Consider the following 13,698-nt stretch of genomic DNA (forward strand, 5'->3'; position numbering starts at 1 on the left):
GCCAAGGACGACGCCGTTTCCGCCAGCCGCTTACACCATCGCCAACGGGTGCTTGCGTTGGGGCGCGCCGAAAACGCGGTCGATGGCGTCGAGGTCGTGCTCATCCAGCACCAGTTTGGCGGCAGCGGCATTGAGCCTCACGTGCTCTGGGGTCACCGCCTTGGGAATGGCGATCACACCTTCCTGGCGCAATACCCAGGCCAGGGAGACCTGAGCGGGCGTAGCCTCATGACGACGGGCGATCTGCTTGAGCGTCGGGCTAACCAGCAGGTCGCCACCCTGGGCAATCGGGCAGTAAGCCATCAACGGCAAATGATGCTGTTGCCACCAGGGCAGCAGGTCGAACTCGATACCGCGCTCTTCAATGTTGTAGAGCACCTGGTTGGTGGCGCAGGCGGGCGATGCCAGTTCCTGCAGGTCCGCCACGTCGAAATTGGAGACACCCCAGCGGCCGATCTTGCCCGCTTCGCGCAGGTGCTCGAACGCTTCGACCGTTTCTTCAAGGGGGTATTGGCCGCGCCAATGCAGCAAGTACAGGTCTATGTAGTCCGTACCCAGGCGCTGCAGGCTGGCTTCGCAGGCACGAGGAACGCCCTTGGTACTGGCATTATGCGGGTAGACCTTGCTCACCAGAAACACGTGATCGCGACGCCCGCGAATGGCTTCGCCCACCACCGTTTCGGCGCCGCCCTCGCCGTACATCTCGGCGGTATCGATCAGGGTCATGCCCTCGTCGATGCCCAATTGCAGGGCTGAGACTTCGGCACGCCGATGATCGGGATTTTCGCCCATGCGCCAGGTCCCCTGGCCGATCACAGGAACGGGAACCCCCGCCAGATCTATGGTACGCATGACAACCTCCTGATGAATGTGCAGTTAAAGAGTGTGGCATTAACTGGACAGTAGGGTTCAATCGAAGGAAGGTTGCTTCCTGCCCATTCGCCAGGAAGTGTCTGCAATGTTGTTTGTCGTCATGCTCGGGGGCAAGCACCCTCGGGCGAAAATCGAAGTACACGATGTGGTCTTTACCGCGGCCGATACGCTGCAAGCATGCTACCCGCAATTACGTGACGGTTGGTTTGGCAGCACCAAGGGCCTGCACATCGATGCATGGATGGCGGTTGACGGTGTGGACGGCTGGCGGGTGGAACTCAGCCACCTGGCTCCCCAGGCCAACGCGTCTCGCCTGTACTTCATCAACCTTGGGGGATATGAGGCCAACAGCTTTGGCGAGGCTCACCACTACCTGCTGGTGGTTGCCCGCAACAGCCAGGAGGCAAAAAGCAAGGGTAAACAACAGATGCTGCGTCAATGGGCACAGGCCCACACCGACGCCGTGCTTGATGTCGATGACTGCCTGCCCATTGACCTGGCGGACGGCCGCTACATTCACTTGGTGCAGGGCCCGCACCGGCCGATCATTCAGCAGAACGACTATATCGTGCTGGCCTGAACCCTGCCCGGACGAACCTGTACACCTCACTGATGCTCAAGAGCGCGGCTGACTCCCTGCCGCCTCGACGGCTTTGCCCTTGGCTTTGGCCTGCCCACGCATATACAACGCTTCCACCAGTCGTTGCCGCTCATCCTGGGGCAACGTGCTGGCAAATTGCGCCAATGTCGCGTCCACAAGCGCGCGAAGCGATGTGTCGGCTTCACGGGCCCTGGCCAATTCGGTGACGAGGGCATCGCGGTCCAGCGTCGGCGCCTCCAGCTGCTTGATCACGCCCATGCGCGCCTCGCGGCCAGCCATGATCAGCGGTTGGCTGTCGGCGCGGTTATGGCGCAGCAGTTGGCGCAGTTCCTTACGCCGCTCCGGTGGCAACTTGAATATGGCCTGACGCAAGCCATGCTGGTTGACCACCGCTTCGGCGGGCGTGACACGGGCCATCCAATGGTAAAGACCACCCGCAACGCCGCCGATCAAAAACACATTGAGCAGTATCGAGACAAGCAACCACGGTTTGAGGGATCTGACGGTCATTGCTCGGCTTCCTCGGCATTGACGGTGAAGAGGACTTGCGCATCGCCTTGATCGAACACACTCGGCAGCACTTCGGAGGACAACATGGGCAGCGGCACGCTCAGGGAGGCTACCAGCATCCCGGTGACAATTCCGGCAATGCCCACCCCCACGACGCTGGCAGGCGACAGCCAACGGGCATAACGCGACCAGAGCGACGCCGGTTGCGGCGCCGACCGGCGAATCTGCCGCGCCAACGCTGGATCGGCAAAGGCCAGTTGATGGCTGTCCAGTTGAGTGTCCAACCAGCGCGCCGCGTCCAACGCTTCACGGGCGACGGCGCTGCCGCTGTCCAACAGCGTCCTGGCCGATGTTTGTTCGGCTACCGGCCAGCGCTGCAAATCGGCGCCGTAGGCGTCGGCCAAATGAACAAATCGTTCGGGTGTCATGATGCTCCCCTTCCTGGGCGGGCAAGCCCGGGTGTATCGGCAAGTTGACTGCGCAATTGGCGGCGAGCCCGCGACAGCAGGCTCTCCAGCGCTTCGACACTGATATTCATCAAGGCCGCCGCGTCGATGTTCGACAGCTCCTGGTAATACTGCAACACAATGGCTTCGCGCTGGCGCTCGGGCAAGGCGGCCAACGCTGCCGCCATGCGCGCACTGCGGTCGGCGCTGTCCAATTGTTCCTCCGGGGACGGTGCGCTGTCCGCCAGTTCCAGCGCCACCTCCTCATTCAATGGGCGCTCCTTGCGTCGGCGCAGGCGGTCGTGGCACAGATTGAGCGCCACCCGGTGCAACCAGGTATCGAAACGTGCCTCGCCACTGCGCCAATTGGCCGCCTGGCGCCAGATGCGCAGGAAGCTCTCTTGGGCTATGTCCTTGGCCTCATCAGCGTCGCCGAGGATCCGACTGGCGAGTGCCAGCAATCGCGGCAGTTTGCGCTTCACCATTTCATTAACGGCTGCGGGTTCGTTGTTACCGATACGTGCCAGCAGCTCAACGTCCGGATCAGTGTCTTTCAATCGGGCAATTCTCGGTCCGGGGGGCTAAGTATCAGGTGTCAGCGCATCCAATGCCCTTCACGCCAGTACCAATTGGGGCCGCGTGATTCCCAATGCCCCGGCACCCAACGTGCATTGCGCATCATCGGCTGCCAATGGCCCGGCACCCAGGCATAGGCGCCGTGTTGCCAACGCCAGTGACCACGGTCCCAGGCATAACCGGGACGTTGCACAGGCACCATCTCGACCCGCTCCGGCGGCGGCGCCTGGCGAATAATCACTTCGGTCTGGGCAAAGCTCGGGGCACTCACAAACGCGGTCAACACCAGCGGAGCAAGCAAGGCAAAACGCAATTTAGCCAAGGGTTTCATGGCAACTCCTTCAGGCAACGAACGAAAGTGCAGGTTGCTGATGGGTTGAACGGCAAGTGCCGAAAAAATCCGTCGCGGGCCACGTGATTTTTTCGCGCAGGGATCCAAAGCAGTATTGCTCAGGCATGGAGGGGCTTGATGAAATGTTTGAAAGCGGCGCGACGGATTTACCTACGCGCCAGCGTTGAAGGTGTATCGCAGGTAAAACCAAGAGGAAACACCATGTACCGTCGACTTTCCATGCTGGTTGCCGCTCTGCTGATCGTCAGCCTCAGCGGCTGCATTGTCATGCCGGAACACCGCCACTGCTGCTGGCGTTATTACGGCGCGACCGACACCCCCACCCACGTGGCCAACAGTTAACCTACCGCCGCAAACCCACGGCGCCCGGCCTTGATCTCGGTACGCAGTTCACCGATCAGGTTTGAGATGGAACGGATGCTGTCCAAACCTTCGGGGGACACGCACGTCAGCAGCAGGTCGACACGCCCGGACTCCGGCTCAAAGATGCTGATGCGCAACGAGCCATCACTGTTTTGCGTGCAATCACACGCCAGCGGCAGAAATCCCGAAGCCATGATGCGATTGAATTCGGCGAATGAAATCATGCGCACACCCTTCCCCGGGCTCCACCCAGTCGTTGTAATGGAAGCAGAGTAGATGAGGTTTTACACGGCATCTAGCGCATCACTGAAAAGTGTTATCCACGCCTCATTTCGCCCTCAAAACGCCGAAACACTGGCGCCAGAAAAGCCGTCGGGCAACCTCTCGTCTGCTTGCCAGGGCAGTGCTTGACTCGCGGCGCCGATCACAAGACGCTCTTGGCTTTTGGCCACCACTCCCCGAGCATCGTCCATGAACACCGAACCGCCAAGCCAGCCCGACAGCGACGTATACAAGACCCTGCTGGAGTCGACCAAGGCCATCCCCTGGCGCATCGATTGGCAAACCATGACGTTCAGCTACATCGGCCCGCAGATCGAAACATTGTTGGGCTGGACGCCGCAGAGCTGGGTCAGCGTGGACGACTGGGTCGAACGCATGCACCCGGATGACCGGGAATACGTGGTGAATTTCTGCGTCTCACAATCCCGCGCCGGAGTGGACCACGAGGCGGATTACCGGGCATTGACGGTCAATGGCGACTACGTGTGGATTCGCGACGTGGTGCACGTGGTGCGCAAGGACGGCGAGGTCGAGGCACTGATCGGTTTTATGTTCGATATCAGCGAGCGCAAGAAGACTGAAGAACATTTGGTGCGCCTGCAAAAGCAGCTTGAGGAATATTCCTATCAGGACGGACTCACCGGTATCGCCAACCGACGCATGTTCGACACCGTGATGGAGCGGGAGTGGACCAGCGCCCAACGTAGCCAACTGCCGTTGTCGTTGATCATCCTGGACATCGACTATTTCAAGCAATACAACGACCACTACGGCCATATCAAGGGCGACGAGTGCCTGCGCCAAGTGGCCCATACGCTGTCCAAGGCGGCCAACCGGCCACGGGACTTTATTGCACGTATCGGCGGCGAAGAATTTGTCTGGTTGCTACCAGAAACCGACGCGGCATCGGCCAAGCAGGTGGCACAACGCTGCCTGCACCTGGTGCGCCAGCAGCAAATCGAACACGGCTTCTCACCCGTGTCGAACCTGTTGACCCTGAGCCTGGGGGTCGGTACCCGCATCGTCACTCCGGACAGCCCGATACTCGGTTTTGTCGAAGCGGTCGACAAATTGCTGTATCAGGCCAAACGCAATGGACGGATGCGGGCGGAGTTTGCTGAGGGCGAACTTTGACGCCAAGGTCAAATCGCGGGCAAAAAAAATCCCAAGTAGCTGATGGAAACTTGGGATTTAAAAATGCATAAACCGTGGGAGGTGAACGCCGGGCAATAATAGCGACTGACCCTAGCGGTAACAAGACTAATTCTTTCCTTTCGTCGGATTAAAAAAGCCGTAAGTCATTCAATAACCACACATTTTTTAAGGAGGACGACCCTATAAGTGCTACTTTTTGGTGCAACTTCCGTCGATATTTCCTTATATAAAAAATGGGTATTTACTCGGGCGAGTTTGCACTTTCTGCCACGTGACCATTCAACGCGTCGCATGCAGGGTAAGTCTCGAGACTATTGGACTGCACCTTTCGAACCACACTTTCCACTTGTTGGCACAACGCCAAACGCTGGATAGCCGCTTCACGCTCGCGGTCGACCTCGGCATTGAGCCGCACAAAATAAACGCCCAACAGCACCGCCGCGCAGAGCACGCCGACCACGAAGTAACGAAAGCTGTTGGACGGTAAATCTTCTGGGGATTGCATGAGCGCCCTGCTCTATCTGCGAGAAACTGCGCGATTGTAGGCGGATAGAAACACAGCATTTGTCGTGGTTTTGTAAAAGCCTCGTCTACAACGCGTCCCCATGCGCCTGACGACGAAACTGCCCCGGTGCCAGTCCATGGGCTTTTCGGAAGCAACGGGAGAAGTAGGCCTCATCGGTAAACCCGCAACGATGGGCGATAGCGCCGATCAATTGCGCACTATTGAGCAACAACGTGCGCGCCAGTTGCATGCGACGGTCGAGTACCCATTGAGAGAACGGTTTACCGGTTTCCTTGCGCAACAGGTGAGTCAGGTAGTTGGGTGAAAGGAAGGCGGCGGTGGCCGTATCCGTTAGGTTGAGGCTCGGCTCATGTAGGTGCTCGCGGATATAAACCTGCACCCGCGCCAATGCATCCTTGCGCCCGCGTCGCGTGGCATTGCTGGCGGCAAAGGCCTGTAGTGGCTCGGCGTACTGTTCACAGACCAGGCCTATCAGCTGGAACAGGTAGCCCTTGAGGCGCTCACGTGCGCCGAAGGTTCGGTGGGCATCGAGGTCGCGCATATGGACGAGCCAGCCTTGCACGGTTTCGAACGCGGCGTCGTCGAGGATGAAATCCAACTGTTCCTGGAAGCGAAACGGCGACAACTCCGGCGCCTGGCCGATGGGGATGTCTTCCAGGTCCAGCGGATCACAGGTGAGTTGCGGCAGGAAAAACCCCTGGCTGAAGTTGATCAACATGAACTCGCCATCCTCGGGATGGGGAATCACATGCAGCCGATGGGGCAGGATAAACGCCAGGGCCTTGCGCGGAAACGGCCGCACCGCGCCGCCGATATGCTGCACGGTGTCGCCGCCGAGGTTGATCTGGATCTGGAAATATTCATGGCGATGGGGACTGGTCAGCGCCGCCCGCCCGCGTTTGTCGCGGATATAGAAGTCGGGGCGGTCGCTGCGTTGTTCCATGCCGTACGTGGTCACGCGGGTGCCTGGCATAACACGCTCTCGATTGGCCTGGGCACCACTTTAGCCTCAAGCCTGGCCGAGGGTGAAGCTCAACTCGCCGATACTGTCGATACCAGCGGTGACCACGTCGCCAGGTTGCAACGCGCCGACACCTGCTGGGGTGCCGGTGAAGATCAGGTCCCCCGCCTTGAGTACGACGGATTTGGACGCATGGCTGATCACTTCGCTGACCGACCAGATCTGGTCCGCCAAGTCGCCAATCTGGCGCTGCTCGCCGTTAACCTTGAGCCAGATTTTGCCGCTGGACGGGTGGCCGATGTCACTGGCTGGCCGCAACGCGGTGGCCGGCGCCGATTCATCGAATGCCTTGGACCATTCCCACGGACGCGAGAGCTTTTTCGCCTGGGCTTGCAGGTCGCGACGGGTCAGGTCAACGCCAACGCCGTAACCCCATACGTGGGAAAAAGCCTGTTCCGGACTGATATCCGCGCCGCCCTTGCCGATGGCCACCACCAACTCCACTTCATGGTGCAGGTCGCTGGTCAAGGGTGGATAGGCGATGACACCTTCCGCCGGCACCACCGCGTCTGCCGGCTTCATAAAGAAGAATGGCGGTTCGCGGTCCGGGTCATGCCCCATTTCCCGCGCATGTTCGCTGTAGTTACGCCCCACGCAAAACACGCGACGCAGCGGGAAACGCGCATCGCTGTCCTGGACGGCAATGGAGGGAATTGGTGCGGGAGTGAATACGTAATCAGTCATGGGCTGTGCCTCTTCGTTTACCTGGCGCCCAGTATGAACAGCGGCGCCAGGGCGAAGTTGGACAGGTTTACGCAGAACTTGCACTGACCGGTGCAAAGTCCATCCGGGCTATTTGCGCGCGACCTTGTAGCGCACGCAATCCTGATAGAAACCCTGGCGAATCGCTTCGGGCTTGAGCCGTGAGCGGCTGTCGTAGGTCTGTTCGGTGATGCCCATGGCCATCATGCGCATCCACGATTTGTTGAATTTCATGGTCTGGATCTTCTGCCGCGCCGCATACAGCGATACCCCGGAGAGCTTGAGTTCCTGGGCCCTGGCGGCCGTGCCCGCGCCCCAACTGCACATGTACTTGTCGCCCTCGCGCAGCTCCCGTGCCTGCACGGCAGCCGAGCCGCCGACCAGGGAGCAGGCGATCAGCATGATTCCAACATTGCGCATTTGCATCCCCACCTAACCACCTGAAAATAAACACGATTCTGGCGAGGATTTTGTTACAAAGGGGCCATTAAATTGCCTTATCACCACTGATAAGTGGCGCTCGCCTGCACGGTGCGCTGTGAGCCATACCAGCACCACGAGTAGGAATAGCACGACGCGACGTACTCTTTATTCGCCAGGTTGGTGGCGTTGAGGGCCAGGCGCAGGTTGTCCTTGAGGCGGGTGATATTCGGGATGTCGTAGTGCACCGCCGCATCGAACAAGGTGTAGCCCGGTACTTTCAGGGTGTTGGCCGTATCGCCCCAGGACGAACCGACGTAACGCGCGCCAGCGCCGACTCCGAAGCCCTTGAGGTTACCGTCATGGAAGGTGTAGTCAGCCCAGGCCGAGGCTGTGTGGCGCGGGACGGCGTAGGTGGTGGTGCCTTCGGCTGAAATCGCCGGACCTACGCCGATATCGCTGATCGGCGCATAACGTACGGTGTTGTTGGACTTGCTGATGCGGTTATCCAGGTACGCGTAGGCGGCAGTGATATCCAGGTTGTCGTTGAGGCTGGCTTTGCCTTCCAGTTCCAAGCCACGGGATTGCACTTCGCCATCCTGGCTCTGGCAGCGACCGGTGCCGCACAGGTGAGTCGGGTCTGGGTCGGTGGTCAGGACGTTGGTTTGGCGCAGGTCGAAAATAGCAGCGGTAATAAAGCTGTTGCTACCCGGCGGTTGATACTTGATGCCGATTTCATACTGCTTGCCTTCGGTCGGTTTGAACGCCGAGCCGCCATAACCGGTACCCGATTGCGGGTTGAACGATTCGGAGTAACTGGCATAGGGTGCCAGGCCGTTGTCGAAGAGATACACCAAGCCGATACGACCGGTGAACGCCTTGCTGTCCAGAGAGGATTTGCTCTTGGCGCCGGTACTGATGGTCTGGGTGCTGTTATCGGTGCTGGCCCAGTCATAGCGACCACCCAGCAGCAGCACCCACTGGTCCCACTTCATCTGCTCTTGCAGGTACACGCCCGTCTGTTCGCTGCGGGACGTGCCATCGGTGGTGTACGCCGGCACCGGCACGGCGGCGCCGTAAACCGGATCGAAGATATCCTGGGTCGGGCCGGCGGTATACACGCCAGAGCCAGACTTGGTGTCGGTGCTGGTGTTCTGGTAATCCAGGCCCATCAGCAAGGTGTGTTGTAACGGGCCGGTGTCGAATTTGGCCTGGACCTGGTTATCGAGGGTGTAGGCATCCAGGTTCACATCGCTGGCGATGGTGGACCTGCGGATGGTGCGGTAATCCGTCATCAGGTAGTTGCTGTAGAGGCTGCGGTACTGCCCCTCACTGCGCAGGTAACGTGCATTCTGACGCACAGTCCACACATCATCGAAGTGATGCTCGAAGGCCCAACCGATGGAGTAATACTCGCGATCACTCTTCTCGAAATTCTTTTCACCGTCATAAAAATCCACATCGATATCGCGCCCGACCGGGCTGCGCAACACCGAGCCCCAGGCCGGCACCGAACCGTAGGACGCGCCCTTGGGATCTTTCTGGAAATGCCCGAGTAAAGTCAGCGACGTGTTGTCGTCCGGGCGCCAGGTGAAGGCCGTGGACAGCGACTGGCGTCGGGTCTCAGTGTGTTCCACCTGACCATCGGCATCGTCGAAAAGGCCGGCCACGCGGTAGGAATACACGCCCTGATCATCCATCGGACCGCTCAGGTCGAAGGTGGTGCGTTTCTTGTCGAAGGTGCCGTATTCCACGCCAATTTCATGGAACGGCGTATCCAGCGGACGCTTGCTGACCATGTTGATCACCCCGCTCGGCGTGCCCTGCCCGTACAGCACCGAGGCTGGACCGCGCAGCACTTCGACGCGCTCCAGGTCAAAGGCATCCTTTTGCGGCAAGGCGTCACGGCTCGAGGGCATGCGCAGGCCATCCAGGTAAGTGGCCGGGGAGAAACCGCGGATGGTCAACTGATCGAGACGCGATGCGGTGGCACCACGGGTTTCCGGGATCACGGCGGCACTGTAGCGCAGGATCTGGTTAAGGCTTTCGGCGTTCTGCGCACGCATCTGGTCTTTGGTCACGATGGAGATCGACTGTGGCGTCTCGATAATGGGCGTATCGGTCTTGGTGCCCGAGAGACTGCGGGTGGCCACATAACCCGACACCGGCCCGGTCGGACTCTCGGCCTGGTACGCGCCGCTGATGGTCGTGGCCTGCAACTCCATGGCACCGCCGTTATCGGGGATGGCCTCCAGGCGATAGCGGTCACCGGAAATCTTCAACGCCTGCAGGCCGCTGCCGGCCAGCAGTTGGTTCAGGGCCACGTCGGTGTCGTATTGCCCACTCAAGCCATTGCTATGTTTGCCACGGGTCAGGCTCGCATCGAATGCCAATACCAGGCCCGCTTGCTCGGCCAGGCTATTAAGCGCCTGGCTCAAGTCACCGGCAGGAATCGAGAAGCTGCGCACGGCGCTACTGCTTTCTTCGGCAAAGGAGGACTGGACGGTCAGCAACGGCACAGCGGCAAAAGCCATCGCCACTGACAGGGCCAGGGGATGCAAGGGACGAGCAAGGCGCGACATGGGAAATCCTGGGTAATAGAGGTTCTATTAACCATGACGGCCAGGTCGGAACATCGGGCAAGGATGAGAGCGATTTTTATTTGGGCATCATCTCAGCTGGGTTTTACAACTCACCCCCACGCCACCACCAACAACCCAACCCCCAACACCAAACACAGCGACGAATAGAAATACGTATCCAGCTTCGCAAACCGCGACCCACCCACCTTCTTGAAAAACCCCACCAACTCCGAGTCCCCAATCGCCCTCGCAAACATCACCACCGCAATTGCACTGATCCCCCACTGCAATGCCCCGTGGGATACCGCCGAGAAATACAGCCCGGCACGCAGGCACACCAACAAGGCAATCGCCACCAGCCCCATCGCCACCAGGAAGGTGCCCAGCGCCGAGGGTTTGAACGCAGGTCGTGGGCCGCTGGCGAATTCGCCGGGCAGTTGAGGGATGGCTGCCTGGAAGCCGAGTTTGCCGCCTGCGGCCCAGTACAGGTGCACCATGCTGATGCAGGTGAAAACCCCGACGATCCATCGCGCGATGACAAAGCTCATGGCGGGCGCTCCCTGAAAATGTGCGAATGAGGATAGTCGCCCAGGGATTTTTTGCAGGCATTTCGTCGGCGGCTGGTGGTAAAGTGCCGCCCCATGAAATTCGCCCGTGCCGACCGTTCGCTTGTTGCCTGGATGCTCTATTGCTGCGTCCTGTTCAATGCGTTCGCCTGCAGCATTGGTCATGGGCAGATGGTGGGGATGCAGCTCAATGGCATCGGCGGCCAGTTCTGTACCGTAGACCCGCGCACCCAGGCGCCCAAGCCGTCCAATTCCATCGATGAGAGCCTGCCGACGCTGTCCAAGGCGTTTGGTTGCCCGTTGTGCTCCACCGGCGGGATGGGCCCGGCGCTCAATTCCAGCCTGAATGTGGCCGTACTGCCGCAACCCCACGCACCACCGCCGGCGATCATCGCCACCGCTGACATCCCTGCACGTTTCACATGGCCCACGGCCCACCCGCGCGCACCGCCTGCGGTCGCCTGATCCCTTCGCTTTCTATTCTGCACTGACCCGCGTTCCCACCAGGAACTAGGCGCGGCTGTGCGTTGTTTTCAAGCCAAGTTTTTCAGGATTCAACCATGAAACATCTACCCCTTTTGGCGGGCCTGTTCGGCTGCCTGCCTGTCTGCGCCTGGTCCATCGAGCTGGCCCCGACGACCATTGATGGCGAGCAATCCGCCGAGCCCGGCCTGGCCCTGGACCAATCCAGCGGTGCGGCGTCGCGGCTGGGATTGAGCGTGCGGGACACCCCTGCATCGGTGGCCATCGCCAATCGCAACGATATCGAGCGCCATGGCGCCAAGACGTTTCGCGACGCAGCCAACACACTGCCCGGCGTCAACGCCAGCGCACCGCCGGGGTTCGGCGGGTTTGTGTCGTATCGTGGGTTTACCAGCAGCCAGATCACCCAGATGTTCAACGGCATCAACGTCGCCACCGGCCTGGCGAGACCGGTGGATGCCTGGATCTACGACCGGGTGGAATTGGTAGGCGGCCCCTCCTCCCTGATCAACGGTGCAGGCTCCGTGGGCGGTTCGCTCAACTACGTAACCAAGCTTGCCACCCGCGAGGAACGGGCCGCCGAGGGCCAGCTCACCTACGGCAGCTATGACACCGCCGGCATGGCCTTCGGCGTCAATCACGCCCTGACCGAACCCGGCGCCGAGGTGCAGCATTACGCGCGCCTGGATGTGAGCCGCAACACCAATCACAGCTACATCGAGCGTGACCAGCGTGAGGCCTGGAGCCTGGCGTTTTCCCTGCTCAGCGACCTCACACCCAACCTGTCCCACACCCTGGCGCTGGAATACCAGGATGAACATGAAGACAGCCCCTACTGGGGCACGCCGGTACTCAACCCTAAAGCCGGTGAATTGAAGATCGACAAACACAACCGCTTCAACAACTACAACGTCGCCGATGGCCGCTACGAGCAGCGTACGATCTGGGCGCGCTCGATCATCGACTACCGCATCAATGACAGCACCACGCTTAAAAACACCCTCTATCACCTGGACAGCCAGCGCGATTACCGCAACCTGGAAACCTACCAGTACAACGCGGACAACAGCGCCGTGAACCGCTCAACCGCCTATCAAGTGCGTCACCAGGGCGAACAGCATGGCAACCAGTTTGAGCTGCGCCACGACGACAACCTCTTTGGCCTGTCGACGACCTGGTCCGGCGGCTTCGAGTACAAGGTCAACAGCACCACCAACAGCCCGTTGAACGTGTCCGGTAACAGCAGCGTGGACCCGGATGACTACGATCCAGGTCACTTCTATGGCATTCCGGGCACCAAGCCAGGTTTCGTCAAAGACAAGACCAACGAGGTCACCACCAAGGCGCTTTTCATCGAAAATCGCCTGGGTCTCACCGATAACCTGTCATTGCTCAGTGGCCTGCGCTACGACGCCATCGACCTGGATGTCACCAATCATCGTACGGTCACCGCCGCCAACCCACGGCACTTCAAGCGCAGTTGGGAACCAGTGACCGGGCGCGTCGGCCTGACCTACCAGTTCATCCCATCAGCCAACGTGTACGTGCAATACAGCACCGCCGCCGAACAGCCGAACACCACCACCCAAGTGTTCGATGTGTCCACCGGCAAACAGTGGGAGGTGGGCAGCAAGTTTGACTACCTGGACGGCCGTGGCTCGGCCACCGTGGCGGCCTACAAGATCGAGCGCAAAGACTTTGCCGTCACCGACCCGCAGGACCCGACCAACAGCATTCCGGTCGGCGCGCAGTCCTCCAGGGGCATTGAGCTGGCCAGTTCGTTGCGCATCACGCCGAGGCTGTTGGCAGAAGGCAACTTCGCCTGGATGGACGCCGAATACGATGACTTCAACGAAAAAACCGCCAGTGGTGCGGTGGTCTCGCGCAAGGGTAATACGCCGACCAACGTGCCCAAGCGCGTGGGTAACCTGTGGCTGACCTATGATTTCGCCGAGGACTGGCAGGGCGGCGTGGATGCCCGGTATGTGGCCGAGGTGTTTGCAGATAACGCCAACACCCAGACGGTGCCGGCTTACACGTTGTTCGGCGCGTTCCTACGCTACAAGCTGGACGCGCAGACGTCCGTTACCGGGCGGGTGCGTAATTTGACGAATGAGGTGTATGCCGAGTTTGCCCATGTGTCCCCGGCTTATTACTTGGGATCGCCGCGAACGTTCGAATTGGCGGTAAACACCAAGTTCTAGCTCTGCAATAAGCACTATTGTGGGAGGGGGCAAGCC

At 60.0% G+C, this 13,698-nt stretch carries 17 protein-coding genes; 5 read left to right on the forward strand and 12 right to left on the reverse strand.

The genetic code is table 11. The annotated features are described in order from the left end of the window. Positions 1-30: 30 nt before the first annotated feature. Positions 31-852, reverse strand: a complete 822-nt coding sequence (locus DYL61_RS25205; protein ID WP_135310595.1) for an aldo/keto reductase — start codon at positions 850-852, stop codon at positions 31-33. 106 nt (positions 853-958) lie between these two features. Between DYL61_RS25205 and DYL61_RS25210 the strand changes: the two genes are divergently transcribed. After that, the gene (locus DYL61_RS25210; protein ID WP_135310596.1) at positions 959-1,453 is read left to right on the forward strand and encodes a DUF1543 domain-containing protein; all 495 of its coding nucleotides are present in this window, start codon (positions 959-961) and stop codon (positions 1,451-1,453) included. A gap of 36 nt (positions 1,454-1,489) precedes the next feature. On the opposite strand, the gene DYL61_RS25215 is transcribed toward DYL61_RS25210, so the two are convergent. The 4 genes from DYL61_RS25215 to DYL61_RS25230 are packed head-to-tail and all read right to left on the reverse strand — an operon-like array spanning position 1,490 to position 3,337. Then, positions 1,490-1,984: a periplasmic heavy metal sensor gene (locus tag DYL61_RS25215; RefSeq protein ID WP_135310597.1), complete on the reverse strand. Its 495-nt coding sequence runs from the start codon at positions 1,982-1,984 to the stop codon at positions 1,490-1,492. Then, positions 1,981-2,412 carry a hypothetical protein gene (locus tag DYL61_RS25220; RefSeq protein WP_135310598.1) on the reverse strand — a complete coding sequence of 144 codons (432 nt, stop codon included), beginning with the start codon at positions 2,410-2,412 and terminating at the stop codon, positions 1,981-1,983. The genes DYL61_RS25215 and DYL61_RS25220 overlap by 4 nt, the downstream gene beginning before the upstream one ends. Next, positions 2,409-2,987 carry an RNA polymerase sigma factor gene (locus DYL61_RS25225; RefSeq protein ID WP_135310599.1) on the reverse strand — a complete coding sequence of 193 codons (579 nt, stop codon included), beginning with the start codon at positions 2,985-2,987 and terminating at the stop codon, positions 2,409-2,411. Before DYL61_RS25225 ends, DYL61_RS25220 begins: the two co-directional genes overlap by 4 nt. 38 nt (positions 2,988-3,025) lie before the next feature. Continuing rightward, positions 3,026-3,337 (reverse strand): YXWGXW repeat-containing protein, encoded by a 312-nt coding sequence (locus DYL61_RS25230; RefSeq protein WP_135310600.1) that lies wholly within the window; start codon positions 3,335-3,337, stop codon positions 3,026-3,028. A gap of 138 nt (positions 3,338-3,475) precedes the next feature. Between DYL61_RS25230 and DYL61_RS31355 the strand changes: the two genes are divergently transcribed. Then, on the forward strand, positions 3,476-3,700 hold the full coding sequence (locus DYL61_RS31355; RefSeq protein WP_135310601.1) for a hypothetical protein: 225 nt from the start codon (positions 3,476-3,478) through the stop codon (positions 3,698-3,700). Here DYL61_RS31355 and DYL61_RS25240 read toward each other — a convergent pair. Next, the gene (locus tag DYL61_RS25240; protein ID WP_135310602.1) at positions 3,697-3,945 is read right to left on the reverse strand and encodes a DUF1652 domain-containing protein; all 249 of its coding nucleotides are present in this window, start codon (positions 3,943-3,945) and stop codon (positions 3,697-3,699) included. The two genes, DYL61_RS31355 and DYL61_RS25240, sit on opposite strands and share 4 nt — an antisense overlap. A 247-nt stretch (positions 3,946-4,192) precedes the next feature. Here DYL61_RS25240 and DYL61_RS25245 point away from each other — a divergent pair, with 247 nt between their 5' ends. Then, positions 4,193-5,137, forward strand: a complete 945-nt coding sequence (locus tag DYL61_RS25245) for a GGDEF domain-containing protein (protein ID WP_135310603.1) — start codon at positions 4,193-4,195, stop codon at positions 5,135-5,137. Positions 5,138-5,399: 262 nt separating this feature from the next. Here DYL61_RS25245 and DYL61_RS25250 read toward each other — a convergent pair whose 3' ends face one another. The 6 genes from DYL61_RS25250 to DYL61_RS25275 all read right to left on the reverse strand — a co-directional run bounded on the left by DYL61_RS25250 (position 5,400) and on the right by DYL61_RS25275 (position 10,957). Beyond that, the gene (locus DYL61_RS25250; protein ID WP_135310604.1) at positions 5,400-5,663 is read right to left on the reverse strand and encodes a hypothetical protein; all 264 of its coding nucleotides are present in this window, start codon (positions 5,661-5,663) and stop codon (positions 5,400-5,402) included. Between the two features lie 85 nt (positions 5,664-5,748). Beyond that, positions 5,749-6,657 carry a helix-turn-helix transcriptional regulator gene (locus tag DYL61_RS25255; protein WP_135310605.1) on the reverse strand — a complete coding sequence of 303 codons (909 nt, stop codon included), beginning with the start codon at positions 6,655-6,657 and terminating at the stop codon, positions 5,749-5,751. A gap of 36 nt (positions 6,658-6,693) precedes the next feature. Continuing rightward, positions 6,694-7,389, reverse strand: coding sequence for a fumarylacetoacetate hydrolase family protein (locus DYL61_RS25260; RefSeq protein WP_135310606.1), 696 nt, complete (start codon positions 7,387-7,389; stop codon positions 6,694-6,696). A gap of 108 nt (positions 7,390-7,497) precedes the next feature. Then, positions 7,498-7,827 (reverse strand): hypothetical protein, encoded by a 330-nt coding sequence (locus DYL61_RS25265; protein ID WP_135310607.1) that lies wholly within the window; start codon positions 7,825-7,827, stop codon positions 7,498-7,500. Positions 7,828-7,907: 80 nt separating this feature from the next. Continuing rightward, complete coding sequence (locus DYL61_RS25270; RefSeq protein WP_135310608.1) at positions 7,908-10,409, reverse strand: TonB-dependent siderophore receptor; 2,502 nt, start codon at positions 10,407-10,409, stop codon at positions 7,908-7,910. A 110-nt stretch (positions 10,410-10,519) separates the two neighbouring features. Then, positions 10,520-10,957: a DUF3995 domain-containing protein gene (locus DYL61_RS25275; RefSeq protein ID WP_135310609.1), complete on the reverse strand. Its 438-nt coding sequence runs from the start codon at positions 10,955-10,957 to the stop codon at positions 10,520-10,522. A gap of 93 nt (positions 10,958-11,050) precedes the next feature. Between DYL61_RS25275 and DYL61_RS25280 the strand changes: the two genes are divergently transcribed. Together DYL61_RS25280 and DYL61_RS25285 are read left to right on the forward strand one after the other, a co-directional pair. Then, entirely contained in the window at positions 11,051-11,440 is a 390-nt protein-coding gene (locus DYL61_RS25280) for a DUF2946 domain-containing protein (RefSeq protein ID WP_135310610.1), read from the forward strand. 95 nt (positions 11,441-11,535) lie between these two features. Further along, positions 11,536-13,662: a TonB-dependent receptor gene (locus tag DYL61_RS25285; protein WP_135310611.1), complete on the forward strand. Its 2,127-nt coding sequence runs from the start codon at positions 11,536-11,538 to the stop codon at positions 13,660-13,662. Positions 13,663-13,698: the final 36 nt, after the last annotated feature.

Source organism: Pseudomonas nabeulensis, assembly GCF_004682045.1.
Lineage (GTDB): Bacteria > Pseudomonadota > Gammaproteobacteria > Pseudomonadales > Pseudomonadaceae > Aquipseudomonas > Aquipseudomonas nabeulensis.

Coding starts and splice junctions, on each gene's coding strand:
- DYL61_RS25210 (WP_135310596.1), top strand. CDS start 959: ATGTTGTTTGTCGTCATGCTCGGGGGCAAGCACCCTCGGGCGAAAATC.
- DYL61_RS25280 (WP_135310610.1), top strand. CDS start 11,051: ATGAAATTCGCCCGTGCCGACCGTTCGCTTGTTGCCTGGATGCTCTAT.
- DYL61_RS25255 (WP_135310605.1), bottom strand. CDS start 6,657: ATGCCAGGCACCCGCGTGACCACGTACGGCATGGAACAACGCAGCGAC.
- DYL61_RS25230 (WP_135310600.1), bottom strand. CDS start 3,337: ATGAAACCCTTGGCTAAATTGCGTTTTGCCTTGCTTGCTCCGCTGGTG.
- DYL61_RS25245 (WP_135310603.1), top strand. CDS start 4,193: ATGAACACCGAACCGCCAAGCCAGCCCGACAGCGACGTATACAAGACC.
- DYL61_RS25240 (WP_135310602.1), bottom strand. CDS start 3,945: ATGATTTCATTCGCCGAATTCAATCGCATCATGGCTTCGGGATTTCTG.
- DYL61_RS25285 (WP_135310611.1), top strand. CDS start 11,536: ATGAAACATCTACCCCTTTTGGCGGGCCTGTTCGGCTGCCTGCCTGTC.
- DYL61_RS25250 (WP_135310604.1), bottom strand. CDS start 5,663: ATGCAATCCCCAGAAGATTTACCGTCCAACAGCTTTCGTTACTTCGTG.
- DYL61_RS25275 (WP_135310609.1), bottom strand. CDS start 10,957: ATGAGCTTTGTCATCGCGCGATGGATCGTCGGGGTTTTCACCTGCATC.
- DYL61_RS25215 (WP_135310597.1), bottom strand. CDS start 1,984: ATGACCGTCAGATCCCTCAAACCGTGGTTGCTTGTCTCGATACTGCTC.
- DYL61_RS25205 (WP_135310595.1), bottom strand. CDS start 852: ATGCGTACCATAGATCTGGCGGGGGTTCCCGTTCCTGTGATCGGCCAG.
- DYL61_RS31355 (WP_135310601.1), top strand. CDS start 3,476: ATGAAATGTTTGAAAGCGGCGCGACGGATTTACCTACGCGCCAGCGTT.
- DYL61_RS25260 (WP_135310606.1), bottom strand. CDS start 7,389: ATGACTGATTACGTATTCACTCCCGCACCAATTCCCTCCATTGCCGTC.
- DYL61_RS25220 (WP_135310598.1), bottom strand. CDS start 2,412: ATGACACCCGAACGATTTGTTCATTTGGCCGACGCCTACGGCGCCGAT.
- DYL61_RS25270 (WP_135310608.1), bottom strand. CDS start 10,409: ATGTCGCGCCTTGCTCGTCCCTTGCATCCCCTGGCCCTGTCAGTGGCG.
- DYL61_RS25265 (WP_135310607.1), bottom strand. CDS start 7,827: ATGCGCAATGTTGGAATCATGCTGATCGCCTGCTCCCTGGTCGGCGGC.